Source organism: Agrobacterium sp. SUL3, assembly GCF_001263295.1.
GTDB classification, from domain to species: domain Bacteria; phylum Pseudomonadota; class Alphaproteobacteria; order Rhizobiales; family Rhizobiaceae; genus Agrobacterium; species Agrobacterium tomkonis.
The window spans coordinates 146,557-165,497 of the sequence record NZ_KQ414498.1 but is presented as its reverse complement, the minus strand read 5'-3'; the positions used below and the strand labels follow the sequence as shown (position 1 = coordinate 165,497).

At 60.0% G+C, this 18,941-nt stretch carries 16 protein-coding genes; 5 read left to right on the top strand and 11 right to left on the bottom strand.

The annotated features are described in order from the left end of the window. Window positions 1-121: 121 nt before the first annotated feature. From zwf to AKG12_RS00905, 4 genes are all read left to right on the top strand, one after another. Window positions 122-1,597: a glucose-6-phosphate dehydrogenase gene (zwf, locus tag AKG12_RS00920; protein WP_046800618.1), complete on the top strand. Its 1,476-nt coding sequence runs from the start codon at window positions 122-124 to the stop codon at window positions 1,595-1,597. An 11-nt stretch (window positions 1,598-1,608) separates the two neighbouring features. Then, window positions 1,609-2,307, top strand: a complete 699-nt coding sequence (gene pgl / locus AKG12_RS00915; RefSeq protein WP_046800739.1) for a 6-phosphogluconolactonase — start codon at window positions 1,609-1,611, stop codon at window positions 2,305-2,307. Window positions 2,308-2,433: 126 nt separating this feature from the next. Beyond that, complete coding sequence (gene edd / locus AKG12_RS00910) at window positions 2,434-4,254, top strand: phosphogluconate dehydratase (RefSeq protein WP_052817128.1); 1,821 nt, start codon at window positions 2,434-2,436, stop codon at window positions 4,252-4,254. Window positions 4,255-4,471: 217 nt separating this feature from the next. Beyond that, window positions 4,472-5,836: a metallophosphoesterase gene (locus AKG12_RS00905; protein WP_052817125.1), complete on the top strand. Its 1,365-nt coding sequence runs from the start codon at window positions 4,472-4,474 to the stop codon at window positions 5,834-5,836. A gap of 24 nt (window positions 5,837-5,860) precedes the next feature. Here AKG12_RS00905 and AKG12_RS00900 read toward each other — a convergent pair whose 3' ends face one another. The 6 genes from AKG12_RS00900 to AKG12_RS00875 all read right to left on the bottom strand — a co-directional run bounded on the left by AKG12_RS00900 (window position 5,861) and on the right by AKG12_RS00875 (window position 12,958). Further along, a complete protein-coding gene (locus AKG12_RS00900; RefSeq protein ID WP_046800738.1) occupies window positions 5,861-6,217 on the bottom strand; it encodes a hypothetical protein in 357 nt (118 codons plus the stop codon). Window positions 6,218-6,458: 241 nt separating this feature from the next. Continuing rightward, entirely contained in the window at window positions 6,459-7,547 is a 1,089-nt protein-coding gene (locus AKG12_RS00895; RefSeq protein ID WP_052817122.1) for an ABC transporter ATP-binding protein, read from the bottom strand. A gap of 20 nt (window positions 7,548-7,567) precedes the next feature. Continuing rightward, entirely contained in the window at window positions 7,568-9,223 is a 1,656-nt protein-coding gene (gene bglA, locus AKG12_RS00890) for a beta-galactosidase BglA (protein ID WP_052817834.1), read from the bottom strand. A 37-nt stretch (window positions 9,224-9,260) separates the two neighbouring features. After that, a complete protein-coding gene (locus AKG12_RS00885) occupies window positions 9,261-10,421 on the bottom strand; it encodes a carbohydrate ABC transporter permease (RefSeq protein WP_052817119.1) in 1,161 nt (386 codons plus the stop codon). A 1-nt stretch (window position 10,422) separates the two neighbouring features. Next, complete coding sequence (locus AKG12_RS00880; RefSeq protein ID WP_046800613.1) at window positions 10,423-11,436, bottom strand: carbohydrate ABC transporter permease; 1,014 nt, start codon at window positions 11,434-11,436, stop codon at window positions 10,423-10,425. A gap of 160 nt (window positions 11,437-11,596) precedes the next feature. Beyond that, entirely contained in the window at window positions 11,597-12,958 is a 1,362-nt protein-coding gene (locus tag AKG12_RS00875; protein WP_052817117.1) for an ABC transporter substrate-binding protein, read from the bottom strand. 255 nt (window positions 12,959-13,213) lie between these two features. Here AKG12_RS00875 and AKG12_RS00870 point away from each other — a divergent pair, with 255 nt between their 5' ends. Continuing rightward, on the top strand, window positions 13,214-14,257 hold the full coding sequence (locus tag AKG12_RS00870; RefSeq protein ID WP_285277720.1) for a LacI family DNA-binding transcriptional regulator: 1,044 nt from the start codon (window positions 13,214-13,216) through the stop codon (window positions 14,255-14,257). A gap of 17 nt (window positions 14,258-14,274) precedes the next feature. Here AKG12_RS00870 and AKG12_RS00865 read toward each other — a convergent pair whose 3' ends face one another. From AKG12_RS00865 to AKG12_RS00845, 5 genes are all read right to left on the bottom strand, one after another. Next, entirely contained in the window at window positions 14,275-15,174 is a 900-nt protein-coding gene (locus AKG12_RS00865) for a bifunctional methylenetetrahydrofolate dehydrogenase/methenyltetrahydrofolate cyclohydrolase (protein ID WP_052817112.1), read from the bottom strand. Window positions 15,175-15,251: 77 nt separating this feature from the next. Beyond that, entirely contained in the window at window positions 15,252-17,024 is a 1,773-nt protein-coding gene (locus AKG12_RS00860) for a GumC domain-containing protein (RefSeq protein ID WP_052817110.1), read from the bottom strand. 88 nt (window positions 17,025-17,112) lie between these two features. Beyond that, on the bottom strand, window positions 17,113-17,811 hold the full coding sequence (locus AKG12_RS00855; RefSeq protein ID WP_052817833.1) for a WecB/TagA/CpsF family glycosyltransferase: 699 nt from the start codon (window positions 17,809-17,811) through the stop codon (window positions 17,113-17,115). Window positions 17,812-18,010: 199 nt separating this feature from the next. Then, window positions 18,011-18,547: a flagellar basal body-associated FliL family protein gene (locus AKG12_RS00850; RefSeq protein ID WP_046800608.1), complete on the bottom strand. Its 537-nt coding sequence runs from the start codon at window positions 18,545-18,547 to the stop codon at window positions 18,011-18,013. Next, window positions 18,547-18,915, bottom strand: coding sequence for a hypothetical protein (locus tag AKG12_RS00845; protein ID WP_046800735.1), 369 nt, complete (start codon window positions 18,913-18,915; stop codon window positions 18,547-18,549). Before AKG12_RS00845 ends, AKG12_RS00850 begins: the two co-directional genes overlap by 1 nt. Window positions 18,916-18,941: the final 26 nt, after the last annotated feature.

The window sequence follows — 18,941 nt, the reverse complement described above, 5'->3', positions numbered from 1 at the left end:
CAGTTACCGAAACAGAACGGGCGAACAAAGCCAAAATTCATAATTTCACATAACTGAGTCTGGCATTTTTAAATCGATTAGATTATTGATGCCCCAACCCTTGAAGATCGAGAGAATCGATATGAGCAGTCAGATCATTCCTGTTGAACCTTTTGATTGTGTCGTTTTCGGCGGCACGGGCGATCTTGCCGAGCGCAAGCTTCTGCCGGCCCTTTATCACCGGCAGGTCGAAGGCCAGTTCACGGAGCCGACCCGCATCATCGGCGCGTCGCGTTCGGTCATGACCCATGAGGAATATCGCAAATTCGCGCAGGACGCGCTGAAGGAGCACCTGAAGGCCGGCGAATATGACGACGCGCAGGTCACGCTTTTCCTCAACCGGCTTTTCTACGTGCCTGTTGATGCCAAGGGCAGCAATGGCTGGGACGTGCTGAAGAAGCTGCTCGATGAGGGCAAGGAGCGCATACGCGCCTTTTATCTGGCCGTCGCGCCGGGCATTTTCGGCGATATCGCCGACAAGATTCGTGAGCACAAGCTCATCACCCGCTCGACCCGCATCGTCGTTGAAAAACCGATCGGCCGTGACCTCGCTTCCGCGCAGGAACTGAACGACACCATCGGCCATGTCTTCAAGGAAGAGCAGATCTTCCGTATCGACCACTATCTCGGCAAGGAGACGGTGCAGAACCTGATGGCGCTGCGTTTCGCCAACGCGCTTTACGAGCCGCTGTGGAATTCTGCCCATATCGACCACGTGCAGATCACGGTTGCCGAAGCGGTTGGCCTTGAAGGCCGCGCCGGTTATTACGACAAGGCCGGTGCGCTGCGCGACATGGTGCAGAACCATATCCTTCAGCTGCTTTGCCTCGTGGCCATGGAGCCACCCGCATCCATGAATGCGGAAGCCGTGCGTGACGAAAAACTCAAGGTTCTGCGCTCTCTGAAGCCGATCAACACCAGCAATGTCGAAAAGCAGACGGTTCGCGGCCAGTACCGCGCCGGCGCTTCCGCGGGCGGCCCGGTCAAGGGTTATCTGGAAGAGCTGGAAGGCGGCGTTTCCAACACCGAAACCTTCGTCGCCATCAAGGCTGAAATCGCCAACTGGCGCTGGGCCGGCGTTCCCTTCTACATCCGCACCGGCAAGCGCCTCGCGACCCGCGTTTCGGAAATCGTCGTCACCTTCAAGCAGATCCCGCATTCGATCTTCGACGATGCAGCCGGCAAGATCGAGGCCAACAAGCTGGTCATTCGCCTGCAGCCCGATGAAGGCGTCAAGCAGTCGCTGCTCATCAAGGACCCCGGCCCGGGCGGCATGCGCCTGCGTCAGGTGTCGCTGGACATGAGCTTTGCCGAAGCCTTCAACGTGCGCAGCCCCGATGCCTATGAGCGGCTTCTGATGGACACCATCCGCTCCAACCAGACGCTGTTCATGCGCCGCGACGAGGTCGAGGCCGCATGGGACTGGATCGACCCCATTCTCAAGAGCTGGGAAGATCTGGCGCAGGGCGTGCAGGGTTATACCGCCGGCACCTGGGGTCCGAGCGGCTCGATCGCGCTGATCGAGCGCGATGGCCGCACCTGGCACGATGGAGATTGAGTATGACGGAGATGAGTGAGACATTGCATGTCTTCGACAGCGCCGCCGACCTGGCCTCCACGCTGGCGACAGAAGTTGCCAGCCGCCTTTCGGCCGCAACGCAGGAGCGCGGCACGGCGAGCATCGCCGTTTCCGGCGGCTCGACGCCCAAGCTGTTTTTCCAGGCGCTTTCCAAACACGATCTAGACTGGCCCAATATCAGCGTGACGCTGGTGGACGAACGCTTCGTGCCGCCGGAAAGCGACCGCTCGAACCATCGCCTGGTTGCCGAGAACCTGTTGCAGGACAAGGCGAAAGCGGCCTATTTCGTGCCGCTTTTCCAGTCGGCGGCCTCGCCGGAGGATGCAGCGACGCTCGCAACCGTGAAGACCGAAGCGATCTGCGATCCTTTCGATGTCGTCATTCTGGGCATGGGAACGGATGGCCATACGGCATCGTTCTTCCCCGGTGGCGACAATCTCTATGAGGCGCTAGACCTTGATGAGCCACGCGGCGTCTTGACCATGGCGGCCGAGAATGCGGGAGAGGAGCGGTTGACCTTCAATTTCTCCAGCCTGCATGACGCCGATTTTCTGGTGCTGCACATTGAAGGCGCAGCCAAAAAGGCGACGCTTGAAAAAGCCCAATCGGGTGAGGATGAGGACGAAATGCCTGTTCGCGCCGTGCTGAACCGGGCAGAAACGCCCGTGGATATATACTGGGCGCCGTAAGCCGAAAGTACCGCCGCACGCGCGGCCCGGCGACAAGCGCCCCGAAGACATGAAGACAGAAACACGATAACCGGCCGTTCACCTCCCGGAACGCCGGTTGCCGACCAACGAACAGGATGAACGCCCATGTCCGCCGATTCCCGCATTCAGGCCATCACCGCCCGCATCGTCGAACGTTCCAAGCCTTACCGCGAGACCTATCTCGAGCGGTTGCGGCTGCAGGTCTCAAAAGGCGTTCACCGTTCCGTGCTTTCCTGCGGCAACCTTGCGCACGGGTTTGCGGTCTGTTCCCCCGCCGACAAGGACATCCTTGCCGGCGACCGGGTTCCAAACCTCGGCATCATCACCGCCTACAACGACATGCTCTCGGCGCACCAGCCCTATGAGACCTTCCCGGCGATCATCCGCGATGCGGCCAAGGAAGCGGGTGGCATCGCGCAGGTGGCGGGCGCCGTCCCCGCCATGTGTGACGGTGTGACGCAAGGCCAGCCGGGCATGGAGCTTTCGCTGTTTTCCCGCGATGCCATCGCCATGGCGGCCGGCATCGGCCTGTCGCACAACATGTTCGACGCCGCCGTCTATCTCGGTGTCTGCGACAAGATCGTACCCGGCCTCGTGATCGCGGCACTCGCCTTCGGTCACCTGCCCGCCGTCTTCGTTCCCGCCGGCCCGATGACGTCAGGCCTGCCGAATGACGAGAAGTCGCGCATCCGCCAGCTTTACGCCGAAGGCAAGGTTGGCCGCGAGGAGCTACTGGAGGCGGAATCGAAATCCTATCACGGCCCGGGCACCTGCACCTTCTACGGCACCGCCAATTCGAACCAGATGCTGATGGAGATCATGGGCTTCCATATGCCCGGTTCCTCCTTCATCAACCCCGGCACGCCACTTCGCGACGCGCTGACGCGCGAGGCAGCCAAGCGCGCGCTGGCGATTACCGCGCAGGGTAATGAATTCACGCCGGCGGGCGAGATGATCGACGAGAGATCGGTCGTCAACGGCGTCGTCGGCCTGCATGCGACGGGTGGCTCCACCAACCACACCATGCATCTGATCGCCATGGCGCGCGCCGCCGGCATCATCCTCACCTGGCAGGATATTTCCGATCTTTCCGACATCGTGCCGCTATTGGCCCGCGTCTATCCCAACGGACTTGCGGATGTGAACCACTTCCACGCCGCCGGCGGCATGGGCTTCCTCATCAAGCAGCTTCTGAAACAGGGCTTCGTGCATGACGATGTCCGCACCGTCTTCGGACATGGCCTTGAGGCTTACACCGTGGATGCCAAGCTTGACGAGAAGGGTGCGGTCGTCCGCCAGCCTTCGCCCGAGCAGAGCCACGACCCGAAGGTGCTTTCCAGCATCGAGACCCCGTTCCAGCCGACCGGCGGTCTGAAGATGCTGACGGGCAATCTCGGCAAATCGGTCATCAAGATTTCCGCCGTCAAGCCGGAACGCCACATCATCGAAGCGCCGGCGATCGTCTTCAACGACCAGCAGGAGCTTCAGGACGCCTTCAAGGACGGCAAGCTCAACCGAGACTTCATCGCCGTCGTGCGCTTCCAGGGACCGAAGGCCAACGGCATGCCGGAACTGCACCGCCTGACGCCGCCGCTCGGCGTGCTGCAGGATCGCGGCTTCAAGGTGGCGCTGGTGACGGACGGGCGCATGTCCGGCGCATCCGGCAAGGTGCCGGCCGCCATCCATGTCACGCCGGAAGCTTCCGACTGCGGCCCGATCTCGCTTATCCGCGATGGCGACATCATCCGTCTCGACGCCATTTCGGGAACGCTGGAAGTGCTGGTGTCCGCCGCCGAACTGGCGAAACGCGAACCGGCGCGTGCCGATCTGTCCGGTAATGAATGGGGCATGGGCCGCGAACTGTTCGCCCCCTTCCGCCGCAATGCCGGCCCGGCCGATCAGGGCGCCAGCGTGCTCTTCCATTGATTTTTGGAGGGCGAAGGCCGATGCGGTTTTCGCCTTTCAACCCTGCTTTGCGGTATCGTTCGACTGCGCTTTCCCGCCTCTGATAATCCGGCACAGAAACCGCTTTATTTCCCATTTCTTAAAAGTCACACTTGTCATGCGGCTGTGATGATCGCCCTATAGGGCCTTCTCGAGCAACCGTGGGACGACGGTGCAGTTTCGGATGATGGGACCAGACATGACGATTTTCTCAAGCAAACGCCGCGATGTGCTGAAGCTTATGGCTGGCACAGCCGTGCTGCCGCTGATTGCCTTGGCCACGCCAGCGACGGCGCAGGATGTCGCGCTGCGTGCGATCGTGATCTCCGACCTGCATTCGGCTTATGAGCGCATCGGCCAGCTTCTCACGGCCATCGAAATGCGCATCGCTGCCGACAAGACGCCTCACATCATCCTGCTGAATGGCGACCTGTTCGAACTCGGTAACGCAGTGGCCACACGTTCGGCCGGCGAAATCGAGTGGACGTTCCTCGCTGCACTCGCCAAGCTCGCCCCCACCGTCATCAATATCGGCAATCATGAACCCGATATCGACAATGATCTTGCCAATTTCGTCAATCGCGCCCAGGCACTCGGCATCACCGTGCTGTCCAACATCAACGATAAGCGCAGTGGAAAGCCCTATGCGCCTGATCGTGCCGAGGTGAGCGTCGGCGGGCGGCAGGTCATCGTGGCGGGTCTCGCCACCAATGCGATCAACACCTATCCGAAGGCGACGCGCGAGATGCTCGACATTCCGCAGCCGGTCGAATGGGCCAAGGCCAATCTGCCTGGCATTGTTAAGTCGGGCGCTATCAACATCGTCTTGAGCCATGCCGGCGTCGTTGCCGACCGCGATATCCTGTCGCTGCTACCGGATGGCACGCTGCTGGTCGGCGGTCACGATCACCTGAACTTCGTGCATGAACAGGGCGCCACGCGTTATGTCCATACCGGCTCATGGTGCACATCCATGACGGTGGCAACGATCTCCGCCCCCGGCAAGGCTCCGGCCATCGAAACGATCGCGATCGATAGCGGCGCTCCCGCCTCCCCGGCCCTCAAGAGCCTGATCGAGCAGACGCTCGAAAAGCACCTGACGGCGGAAGAACGGGCGGTTGTCGGTAAATCCGCCAAGGCAATGACTGTCGATGAGGCCGGACGCCGTGTGGGGCAGCTTATCGCTGCGAAAACCGGCGCGGATGTCGGTTTCATCGGCCATACTTCGCTCGGCGCCGGCCTGCCGCAGGGCGATATTCGCCGCTATGATTTCAACGCCTCGCTGCGTTTCGACGGCAAACTGATGGTGACGGAAGTGGATGGCGAAGCGCTTGCCCAGATCCTTGAACGTTGCAACCAGGACGGCGACATTCCGCTTGCTGCGCGCACCGGCGATTATCTCTACGCCATGCCGGAGAAGCCGGAAACGAAACAACGTTACAAGCTCGTCTGCAACGACTGGTCGGCCACCAACCAGAAATCTTATTTCGGCCGCAGCGATCTTGCGTTCACGGAAGTGCCTGAAGTGAAGCTGAAGCAGACGGTTCTGGGCGGGCTTTCTTAAGTCCTTTCGACAGCTTTGGATGTTTCAGAAAGACCGGATATCGAGCTTCCGGTCCCGATGCGCCGGGTGCGTACTGAACACAAAAACGCGGTCCAGTTCTTTCTGCGTCAATATCCGCAGGAAACGGACGTGGATGGTGTTGTTGGCGTTGACGCGCAACATCACGCAGCCGATCTTGGTGATGCGGGCGTCGGGAATATCAAGATAGAACTGGTTCGGCAGGCTGTATTTGGTCAGCAGCGCCAGCACCGCTTCGGTCTGGGAGATGCGGATGACGTCGCAGCGCCGCGCCGCCATATGCATGACGGCCTTCTCGGTATATTCGATGCGCGCGGCATTCATGGTGTCTTCCATGCGAAACCGGCCTTCGCGGTCGTACATGAAGGATTCTTCTTTGCTCAGGTAATTGTTCCTGATGACACCCGCACTGCTCTGCACGCCCGGACTCCCATGCTCTCTTAACAGATCGAGACTAGGCCATAGTCTTTAACAATTCATATCAGACTTGCCTCTAACGGACCGGAAGCGGGACATTTCCGTTGTTTTTCCACAGTGGCAAAAAGTCACGAAAAAACCCCGGAACGGCGAGGTTCCGGGGCGTGTTTTAAGGTACTGCCAGCGATTATGGACGATAGGTCTTGCCGTCAGCGTCGAAGAGATGGAGCTTTTCCTGCGGTGCTGCAAACCGCAGGGTTTCCCCCTTGGAGACTGAAAGGATGCCCGGTATCTTGACGATGATCGGCTCCTGCCCGTTCGGAGCCTCGAGATAGAGCAGCGTCACTTCGCCCAGAGCCTCGACAATCGAGACTTTGCCTTCGAAAAGATAGTCATCGCCGGTGACGATGCTCAGATCTTCCGGCCGGACACCGAAGCTTGCGGCCTTGCCTTGCTCGGTTGCGGGTGTAGGAACATTAACGGCAAGTGTCTTGCCACCGACGAGTTCGATCGAGGTCCGTTCACCGGTTCCGACGATCTTCGCCGAAATGATGTTCATGGCGGGCGAGCCGATGAACTTCGCCACGAAGAGGTTGGCCGGCCTTTCGTAAAGTTCGAGCGGCGGGCCGACCTGCTCCACACGGCCCGCATTCAAAACAACGATGCGATCCGCCAGCGTCATCGCCTCCACCTGGTCGTGGGTGACGTAGATCATCGTCGTATCGGCCATCTGCTCGTTAAGCTTGGCGATCTCGATGCGGGTGGCGACACGCAGGGCGGCATCGAGGTTCGACAAAGGCTCATCGAACAAGAAGACCTTGGGATTGCGGCAGATGGCGCGGCCGATGGCGACGCGCTGACGCTGACCACCGGAGAGCGCCTTGGGCAGACGTCCCAGATATTGCGTCAATTGCAGGATTTCGGCGGCGGCACGAACCCGGCGGTCGATCTCCTGCTTGTTTTCCTTGGCGATCTTCATGCCGAAGGCCATGTTGTCATAGACCGTCATATGCGGATAAAGCGCATAGGACTGGAACACCATGGCGATGCCCCGGCGCGAGGGCGGGATTTCATTGACGAGCTGACCGTCAATATACATCTCGCCGCCGGTGATTTCCTCAAGACCGGCGATCATGCGCAGCAGCGTCGATTTTCCGCAGCCCGAGGGCCCGACGAAAACGATGAATTCGCCCTGTTCGATCTCCAGATCGATGCCGTGCAGGACTTTCACCTGCCCGTATGATTTGCGGATATCCTTGAGAACGAGACTTGTCATGGGTGTTCCTCCCTCATCTGTCAGGCGTAACGGGCGAAGAAAGCGCCCCATGCCGGAAGTTCTACGCTTCTGCCTTCAAGACCGCTTGCAAAGCCGTGACCTTCGAGAACCTCCCAGTTCCCTTCCGGCAGCGTGGCTTTTGCCGGCGTGGCGGCGAGATTGAAGAGGCAAAGCACGGTTTCGTTGCCCAGCGTGCGGGTGTAGCTCAGCACCTCTCCCTCAACCGGCTGGAATTCGATGCCGCCCTTGGCAAAAGCCGGGTGCTTTTTGCGGAAGCTCAGGAAACGGCGATAGTGTTCCAGCACCGAAGCCTCGTTGCCCTGCTGGGCGCTTACGGCGCGCTGCTTGTGCTCGGCAGGAATGGGCAGCCACGTCTTGTCGGCGGTCGAGAAACCCGCCTGCGCATGACCGGCATCCCACACCATTGGCGTGCGGCAACCGTCGCGGCCCTTGAACTCCGGCCAGAACTGGATTCCGTAGGGATCCTGCAAATCTTCGAAAGCAATATCCGCTTCGGTGAGGCCGAGTTCTTCACCCTCATAGATGCAGACGGAACCGCGCTGCGTCATCAAGAGCGCCGAAAGTACCTTGGCGAAGGCATCCTTATCTTCGACATGCTCGCCCCAGCGGCTGACATGGCGCACGACATCGTGGTTGGAGAAGGCCCAGCAGGCCCAGCCCTCAGGAGCGGCTCTCGCAAAATCCGCCTGCACATCGGCAACGCGCTGCGGGGTCAGCGCATCCGGCGCCAGAAATTCGAAGGCATAGCACATCTGCATCTTGTCATCGCCGGAGGTATATTCACCAACGATTTCGAGACCGCGCTGGCTATCACCCACTTCGCCCACGGCGGCGATATCCGGAAACTCGTCCAGCACCGCGCGGAAGCGCTTCAGGAAGGCGATGTTTTCCGGGCGGTTCTTGTCGTAGAGATGCTCCTGGAAGTTATAGGGATTGACCGCAGGCGCGGTGGAGGCGTTGCGGCGCTCCGGCGCCAGCGCCGGGTTGTCGCGCAGCTCAAGGTCGTGGAAATAGAAATTGATGGTGTCGAGGCGGAAACCATCGACGCCGCGCTTCAGCCAGAAACGGGTGATGTTCAGCAGCTCTTCCTGAACTTCCGGATTATGCAGGTTGAGGTCCGGCTGCGATGTCAGGAAGTTGTGCATGTAATATTGCATGCGGGTCGGGTCCCACTGCCAGCCCGAACCGCCGAAGATCGACAGCCAGTTATTGGGCGGCGTGCCATCCGGCTTGCTGTCTGACCAGACATACCAATCTGATTTGGGGTTATTGCGGCTGGCGCGGCTTTCCACGAACCATGGATGCTGGTCCGACGTGTGCGACATGACGAGGTCGATCATGACGCGGATGCCGAGACGGTGGGCTTCCGCGATCAGCCCGTCGAAATCGGCGAGCGTGCCGAACATCGGATCGACATCGACATAGTTCGAGACGTCGTAGCCGAAATCCTTCATCGGCGAGGTGAAGAAGGGCGAAATCCAGATGGCGTCGGCACCGAGGCCAGCAATATGCGCCAGCCGGTCGGTGATGCCCTTGAGATCGCCAATGCCGTCGCCATTGGAGTCCTGATAGGAGCGCGGATAGATCTGATAGATCACAGCACCACGCCACCAGTCCTTGTTGGGCGTCAAAGCGGAAGTCACCGAAGCGGTCATGGAAGTGTCCTGTCTGGTATGGGCGTTCATGGAATGATCAGCCTCCCTTGACGGAGCCTGCGAGCAGGCCACGCACGAGATAACGTTGAAGGGCGAAGAAGACGCAGAGCGGCACGATGATGGTGACAAAGGCCGAGGCGGTGAGGATTTCCCAGTTGCCGCCGCGCGAGCCGAGCAGCGCGTTCAACGCACCAGTCAGCACCAGCTCGTCCTTCTGCGTGCCGAGGAAGACCATGGCGACGAGCAGGTCGTTCCAGGTCCACAGGAACTGGAAGATGGCGAAGGAGGCGAGCGCCGGGAAGGAGAGCGGCAGAATGATCTTGACGAAGATTTCGAAATCGCTCGCGCCATCCACACGGGCGCTTTCGATGATCTCTTTCGGCAGGCCGGAAATATAGTTGCGCAGCAGATAGATGGCGAGCGGCAGGCCGAACGCGGTGTGCGCCAGCCAGATGCCGGCATAGGTCTTGGACGGCACGCCGAAAATGGTGCCTATCTCATTATAAAGCCGCAGCAGCGGGATCAGCGACATCTGCAGCGGCACGACGATCAGGCCCACCACCATGGCAATCAGCAGATTGCGGCCGGAAAAGCTCATCCATGACAGGGCATAGGCGGCGAAGGCGGCGATGAGAATGGGAATGACGGTTGCCGGCACGGCCACGGTCAGCGAGTTGACGAAGGACTGGCCGATGCCTTCCGAGGTCAAGACCGTCCGATAGTTGTCGAGCGTGAAGACCGGCGGCGTCGCGACGGAAATATAGACGCGCTTGCCGCGCGAACCCTCAAAGCTTGCAGCCTTGCTGTATTCATAAGTGCCGTCCGAATTGACGAGAAGTGTTTCGCCGTCACCTATATCTGCAGCCTCCCCGGCTTTGAAGGCCGTCGGCTCCTGGACGCGAACGCCGAAGGCGGCGACCTGGCCACCCTGCCCGTTCTCGAAAACATTGCCTGATATGACGTAGCGGCTGCCATCCTGCTTCTGCACGGAGGCATCGGCAAGGCGAACCGCCGAGGTCTGTTCGGAACTGGAGAAGGCCGTCCACCAGCCTGAAACGGTGATCTGGTCCTTGTCACGCAGCGAGCTGACGAGAATGCCGAGCGTGGGCAAAAGCCAGAGCAGCACGACGACGAGGACGCTGGCGTGGACGATGAGGCGCGGCAGGCCGACGCGGCGAAGGCGTTTGACGATATTCATCTCAGCGGCCCTCCATCTCGCGGTTCGCCTGGCGGATGTTCCAGACCATGATGGGGGTGACGGCCGCCATGATGATAAGCGCGATGACCGCACTTCGGCCGCTGTCGCCGCCGCCGCGGAACATCCAGTCGAACATGAGATTGGCGAGAACCATGGTGTTCCATTGGCCGTTGGTCATGGTCAGCACGATATCGAAGACCTTGAGCACGAGAATGGTGATCGTCGTCCAGACCACGGCGATGGTGCCCCAGATTTGCGGAACCATGATCTTCCAGAAAATCTGCCAGCCATTGGCGCCATCGATGACAGCCGCCTCGATGGTTTCTTCCGGAATGCCGCGCAGCGCCGCCGACAGGATGACCATGGCAAAACCGGTCTGGATCCAGATGAGGATGACCATCAGGAAGAAATTGTTCCAGAAGGGCATGGAAATCCACACCTCCGGGCTGCCGCCGAAAAACTCGACGATGGCGTTCAAGAGGCCGATCTGCACCTGGCCTTCGGCGCGGTATTCGTAGATGAATTTCCAGATGACGGAGGCACCGACGAAAGAAATCGCCATCGGCATGAAGACGATGGATTTGGCGATGTTGCCCCACCAGATACGGTCGGTCATGACGGCGATGACGAGGCCAAAGAAGGTGCAGGCGGCCGGCACGACGGCGAGCCAGAGAATATTGTTGAAGATCGATTGGCGGAAACCGGCATCGAAAAACGCCCAGCGATAATTGGCGAGACCGACGAATTCGCTGCCGGTCCGGTCATAGAAGGACAGGATCAGCGTGGCGATGACAGGGTACACCAGATAGACCAGCAGAAGGATCAGCGCCGGGCCGATGAACAGCCAGGGCCGGACGGCGGCGCGGCGGTTGAGATTGCGGGATGCATGAATGACGTCTCCCGAGCGGACGGGGAAGATCACCTGCAGCGCCTTGTCGGATAGCCAGTAATAGGCAGCGCAGGCAAAAACGCCCGCCACCATGACGCCGATGGCAGACACGAGTTGTTGAGCCATGTTCCCTCCCTTGATCCTCTCCGCGCCGCGCTGATTTTATGCGGTCGTCGGGCCGCTCCATTGGTAAAGGCCCGGCAGCAAACCACCGGGACTTTTGTTTTACCGCAGATTCTGACCGGAAAACCGCAGAACATTTTTCCGGAATCTGCTCGGCCGATTGTTACTTCAGGCCGTCCCAGGCCTTCTGGATATCGGCGGCGACCTGATCGGCGGACTTGCCGCCGACGAAATCGATCATGCCGGTCCAGAATGCGCCGGCACCAATCTTGCCGGGCATCAGGTCGGAACCATCAAAGCCGAAGCTTGTCGCGGTCGTCAGGATTTCGCCCTGTCGCTTCATCTGCTCATTGGCATAGGTGTCGACGTTCACACCCTTATAGGGCGTCAGGAAGCTGGACTGCGCCATCCAGACCTCATGGGCGATCGGGGTCTGCAGGAATTCGACGAATGCCTTGGCCGCAGGTGCTTCCTTGGTGATGGTGACGAGCGTGCCGGCGCCGAGAACCGGCTTGCCGAGGTCAGGCTTGGAAGCATAGGTCGGCATGTAGAAGAAATCCGCATCCGTCCCCACCTTGGTGCCTTCAGGGAAGAAGGACGGAATGAACGATGCCTGATGGTGCAGGTAGCACTTCGGCGGAATGTCGAAGAGGCCCTTCGGGCTATCGCGGAAGTCGGTGGAGGCCACGGCCGCGACGCCGCCGCTGACATATTTTTCATTCTTGGCGAATTTGCCGAACTCGTTGATCGCCTCGACCACGGCCGGATCGGTGAACTTGACCTCGTTGGTCGTCCATTTCTGGTAGACGTCGAGCGGCTGTGTGCGCAGCATCAGGTCTTCCACCCAGTCGGTTGCCGGCCAGCCGGTGGCGCCGCCGGAGCCGAGACCGATGCACCAGGGCGTGCCGCCATCGGCAACGATCTGGTCCGTCAGCTTGAACAGGTCTTCCATGCTCTCGGGCACTTTATAGCCCGCTTCCTCGAAGTTCTCAGGCACGTACCAGACAAGCGACTTCACATCCGCCTTGAAGGGGAAAGCGAAATAGGCCTTGTTGCCGTCCTTGCCCTTGTAGCTGCCGAGATCGACCCAGGACTGGCCCGCGCCGTAATTTTCCTTGACCCAGTCGGCGGTCTTGTCACCGAGCGGCACGAGGAAGCCCTTGGCCGCGAGATCGGCCAGAAGACCGGGCTGCGGCAGGATGGCGATATTGGGCGGCGAGCCAGCCTGCGTATCGATGACGATCTGCTGCTCGTAATTTTCCGACGAGGAATAACGGACATTCACGCCGGTCGCATCGGCGAAATAGGCGAGCACCGACTGGAACAGGGCCTCATCCTCACCGCGCCAGGGCCCGAAAATCGTCAGCGTCTGGCCCTTCAGGTCGGCATGGGCCGCCTTGAAGTTCTCGTAGCTTTTCCAGTTGAACTTGGCGTCTCCGCCGGGTGCAAATTTCAGGTCGGCGGCAAAGGCCGCACCGGACAGCAGCATGATCGAAGCCGCCGTCGCCAAAAGAGTCTTCTGCATGTGATTTACCTCCCATCACATAAAAGGCTCAAAGCGTCCTCTCCAATCAAAGCGCTTTGGCTGTCTATTCATCTCATTGTCATCAAGACGGAGTCAAGAGGCTCTTTGTTCGGAAACGTTGCAGTGCCTTATGAATAGTCATATTTAATTAGGAAGGCGGCTATGCTTTTCGATTGAGAAATGCGGTGGAGGCTGGTAAAAATCTAAAGCGCTTTGGAATTGAGGAGAGGCTTTGCCGTGTTCTTGAGCGCACGCATGGAGGACAATAGAGACATGAACCTGAAACAGTTGTCGCAACTGCTGGGCATTTCGCAGACGACCATCAGCAGGGCGCTCAACGGCTACCCCGAGGTTAGCGCCGAAACCCGCCGCCGCGTCATGGAAGCCGCCGAAAAGACGGGCTATCGCCCGAACGCCGCGGCGCAGCGGCTGGCGACCGGCAAGGTCGGCTCCATCGGGCTCGTCATGCCGATTGGCGAACACCACCGGTCCGATGTGCATTTCGGCGAATTCTTAAGCGGTCTCGGCGAAGAAGCGTCGCGCAGCGGTTTTCACCTCGTCATCATGCCGACGGAGCCGGAAAAGGAGCGCGAAGCCCTGCGTGGGCTGGCGGCAAGCGGCAGTGTCGATGGCATCTATCTCGCCTATATGAAGAAGAACGATGCGCGCATCGCCATGATGCAATCGCTCTCCCTGCCCTTCCTCGTGCATGGCAGGTCCGTCGGCGTGGAGGAGAATTATCCCTATCTCGATGTGGACAATGAAGGCGCGTTTCGCGATGCGGCCCAGCTTCTCCTCCAGCTCGGCCATAAGCGCATCGGGCTTTTGAACGGCCCGGAGGGCTATGACTTTACCTATCGGCGCTGTCTCGGGGTGGAGAAGGCGCTGGAGGCAAGCGGCCTCGCCCTGCACCCGGCCAATAAACGGCACAGCAGCATGACGGACGAGGAAGGTTATCTCGGCATGGAGGCGCTGCTGTCCCAGCCGGAAAAACCGACCGCCATCCTCTGCGCCAGTACCGCGCTTGCGCTGGGCGCGATCCGCTCGCTCAACCAGCGGGGGTTGAAACCCGGCAAGGATATTTCGCTGATCGCCCATGACGACGTGCTGCCGCTGCTGAAGCCGGATAATTTTTCCGTGCCGCTGACGACCACACGCTCGTCGCTGCGGGCGGCGGGCGTGCGCGTCGGCCAGCGCCTGATCAACCGCATCAAGCTGAACCAGACGGAACCGCATCAGGAACTCTGGAAGGCGGAGCTTGTGGTGCGCGCTTCGACGGGGCCGGCTCCGAAAGAATAGCCGGCCAGTCAATTCAATCAGAATTTCGGCGCGGTCTCACCGAGCGCGCGATGAGCGGCGATGACGGTATTCGCCATCAGCATGGCGATCGTCATCGGGCCAACGCCGCCGGGCACGGGGGTGATGGCGGCAGCAACGGCACTTGCCTCGTCGAAGGCGACATCGCCAACAAGCTTCGATTTGCCTTCGCCCTTTTCGGGAGCAGGAATACGGTTGATGCCGACATCGATGACGGTTGCGCCCGATTTCACCCAGTCGCCCTTCACCATAGCCGCGCGGCCGACCGCCGCCACGAGAATATCGGCCGTTTTGCAGACGGTCGCGAGGTCACTGGTGCGCGAATGCGCCATGGTCACCGTGGCGTTGGCATTCAGGAGAAGCTGGCCCATGGGCTTGCCGAACAGGTTCGAGCGGCCGATGACCACGGCGTTCAGGCCGGAAAGATCATCGCCGTGAATGCCGCGGACCAGAAGCATGGCGCCGGCTGGCGTGCAGGAAATAAGCCCGGTGGCGAGATCGCCGGTCGCCAGCTTGCCCGCATTCAACACGCTCAGGCCATCGACGTCCTTCTCGGGCAGGATCGACTGGATGATCTCATCGGAATTGAAATGCTTCGGCAAAGGCAGCTGCACCAGAATGCCGTGAATGGAGGCGTCGGCGTTCAATTCGCCGACCAACTTCAAAAGCTCACCTTGCGTCGTCTCTTCCGGCAGCGTGTGCTGGATGGAGTTGAAGCCGCATTGCTTGGCCATCTTGCTCTTGGAGTTCACGTAAGCGTGGCTGGCCGGATCATTGCCGACGATGACGACTGCGAGACCGGGCTTTACGCCCTTTTCCGCCTCAAGCGCTTCTGCCGATTTGCGGACCGCCTCCGTTACCGAAGCCGCCTTCGCCTTCCCGTCAATCACAACTGCCATGCGTCTTGCTCCTGCTGGATTACGTTGGCCCCGTATGGTGCCCCCTTTGCAGGAATGCAAGCAAAAATACAGCCTCGTCAGGCAGTTTTGCGGTAGTCGTCCTGGTGATCGGCGTAATCGGCGAGACGCTCCCTCAGAAGCGCCAGCTCGCGTCTCAATTCCGCCAACTCCTCGGCTTCGGCCTGCTCATGATCGAAGTGCCCGGCAAGGGCTTCACCAAGCAATGGCGGAAGCTCCGGTGACATTTGAGTGGCGTTTCTGACCGTTCGGTTACCCATCAGCACCTGCCGCACGCGCTCGTCCAGAGGCATATCGTCGGCATCATTTGCAGCCTCGGCATAATAGTCAGCGAAGGCGTCTTCCGGCTGGACATAATCTGCTGCGGCAAGGTCTTCCAGATCATCGAAAACCGCCGGCTCAATTTGCTCGAATTCGGAAAATTGCAGCGATTGCTCCGGCCCATCGAGGGAGGCGGGAAGTGGCACTCCATTTTCGACGACCAGCTCGCCCTCTTGTTCCTCGTCATGACGACGATAGCTCAGGAGGTAAAGGCTGCCCAGCAGGCCGATAAGGCCGCCGCCGCCTGCCATCATCGCCGCCTGTGTCAGATCACGCGACAGTTCACCCGGTCCGGCCTTCCTTGCAAGGCGGGTCTCGATGGCTGGCGTGGTGGAAGAGGACAGATCGCGGCGCTCGCTTGCTTCCAGATAGGCATTTCTCGCCGTCTCAAGTTCAGCCTGCAATCGCGAAAGCTCACCGGGGGCGACGCCGAGGCTATCCAGGCGATCAAGATGTTTCTTACGCTCGCCATTCGCGGTCGCAATCTCCTGGGCGATGCGCTTTTCATCCACCCGCAAACCTTCAACCAGTTGGCGCAATGCGGGAGCTGCCAGCGCCTGCACAGCATCCACCGCATTCTGGGCGGCGATGCGGCGCGGATGCTTGGGACCATAATCAACCGAGACACTGGCAAGCGCCATATTGGCGGTCGCCTGTTTCTGCCTGATATCCTCGAGCGCTGCGAAAGCCGCGCCGGTCGGCAAAGGCTTCGACAAAATATCATTCGGCTTGAGGGCGGAGGCCACCGTCAAATCCGCCTGAAGCGACTGCTGGTGCTGCGTGCTGCCCGCAAGGCTGTCGTTTACGTCGCGCAATTGCTGTTCGAGCTGCTGCACATCAGAGAGAACGGCATCGCCATGGCGCATTTGGAAACCGTTCAACGCCGCTTCCGCCTCGTCCAGTCTTTTGCGCGCTCGCTCCGTCTCACGCATGGCGGGCGTCATGGTGCCGGCCTTGCCATCCGCCATGACCCGCATTGACAGATAATCGGTCAGACGCATCGCGCTTTCCGGCGTCGCGGCCTTTGCGGTCACGATCAGCGTATTTTCATCCGGCGTCAGTTCCAACCGGATCGCCTCACCCACTGCACCATTCAGTGCTTCTCGCGGGGAAAGCGGACGCGCGTCCGCCCCTGTCAAAAGATCGACAAGCAGGCCAAGCTCACCCTGATTGCGAACGCCCACCATATCGGCGGGTTTCAGCTTCAGATCGCCGCTGACCCGGTCAAGCCCGGCGGGAGATAACAGGGTACGTCGCGCCATCGCCAGAAAACGGGCGGCATCGGGTGCGTCATAGGACGTCTGGGTGATCTCGATCCGGGCCTGCGAAACATATCCGCGAAAACCGGAATCGATCAGCAGCAACGGAAGAGCCGCGCCGGTAACGGTGGCGGCAAAGACGCAACCTGCCGTCAGAAGCCGCAGCCAATGCCTGCGCCATTGCGACGGCGGCACGGCAAAATCGTCCTCGTCGGGACGGGTCGCCATCATGTCCGGACTGTTATCAACCATCTGAAGCCGTCTGCCACCCTCGGTGCCGCCCGCGACGGGCGACTGTCAAAACCTTACGAGAGGTTAAAGGATCGTGGCAAACAAATGGTTAACGCGGGCTGCGCGAACCCGTCTCAGCTTTGCCGAGCGCAATGTGCCAGGGTTCGGCGCAGAGGCTGTAAAGCCAGCTCATATGCAGCTTGCGGAAGATTTCCGGCATGCCCGCCACTTCGGACGACAACACCTTGAACAGCGGGCCGACCGCGATTGCGACGCGCACATCCTGACGGCTGACGGTTCTGTGCAACCATCTCTCCTGGTTTTCACCGCTCATGCCGGCGAGCAGAACATCAACCTTCACCCCGGACGCATCCCGACCCAGCATCACGAAATCATGCCATGGCGCGTGGGCACGCAGCTTTGCCAGCACTTCACCAACCTGCGCCGCATCGTCGCCGGCAACACCAATCCGTTTCGGCACCGCCATATAGGTCAGAAGCGCCATGACGAAAGCAACGCCATCGATGGCAGCGGACAGAGGCTTGCCATTTTCCACACGGGCGGCTGCATTCATCGCCTTGCCCTGCGGCAGAAGTAGGCAGCTTTCCAGAATCTCGCGGTAAGCGATATCCTTGAGCGACAGGCGGGCTTTATCGATGGTCAGAAAGGAGAGCATCGTGTGCCCTTCACAAGCCGAAGCCCGGCCGCTGACCAGCTCCAGTGCCCCACTCCAGTCCAGATCACAGACACGCAGTCCGTGGATATTCCGTTGCGATCCCGGCCGCGCAAAACCTGCCGCGAAATTCATTGCCAACCCCCGAATGCCAAATTCACCGCCGCCGATCCGGCGCATGGTTGCGGCACGGCGGCTCATGGATTTGTTTATACAGGTGCAGGTTGAAGTTATGCTGAAAGCAATCGATCGAATATTCGGGCTCGCGCAAAGGAACGGTTAACCAGACCGGCGAACCGCGTGTTGGCGGGCCCTTGAGCCGCGCCCTGCGACATCAGTGGCTGGGCGCAGCGGCCGCTTCTTTGCCAGCCTCGGCCTTCTCGCCCTCGACGATCTTGACCGACCGGGGTGTGCCATTGCCATTCTGCTCGCGAATATCTGCCTTCGACAGATAATCCAGCTGCTCGATCAGCACATCCTCGACCACCTCGTCATCGAGCCTCTTGTTCAGCCCCTCGCGGATGCGCTGCTTGAAAGCCTCGGGATCGAAGGTGGAAATATTGGCGATGTTGACCATGGAAGAGCCAGCCAGAAGCGTGAACAACTCGTCGGTCATCAGCTGCGTTGCCGGCAACTCGATCTTCGCCATCTTGTCCTTGTCGACACGCAGCGAAATACGGCTGAGGAAATAGCCGTTCACCCCGCCATCATTGATGACGGGAATGGTGATGCTTTCACCCTTGACCAATTGCAGATTGGTCTTTTTCTCGCCCGCCTCATCTCCCGGCGCCGTCGCCATCTGGACGGAGAAATACACCGCGCCGAGCGTGACGGCGCAAACCCAGACGCCGGTGAGAAGAAGCTTCAACATCAGGAGGCGGCACCGTACATGAACTGTTCCTGCGAATAGGTGCCGTCCGTATCGGCTTCCTGGATCGCGTTCTTGAGCAGGTCCGCGACGGCGCGAACTGCGTTCAGATGCGCCTCAACGCGGCTGGCATTGGTCGCGAGCTTGGACTTGATGCCCTTCACCTGCTCCAGATAACCACCGGCGATGTCTTCGCGCGGTGTGTCGCGAAACAGCATGGTGAGTTCATAGAGGCAACGGCTTTTATGGGCGTTGGAAACCTTGAAGTCGAATTGCGGATCCTTACCGATATTGTCGTTCTCATTGTCAATGATCATCTCAAGGCGGCCGAGAACGGATTGGATACGGTGGTCGTTCGACATAAGGTCCATGCTTGTCTCCTCGTTAAGGTTTTTCA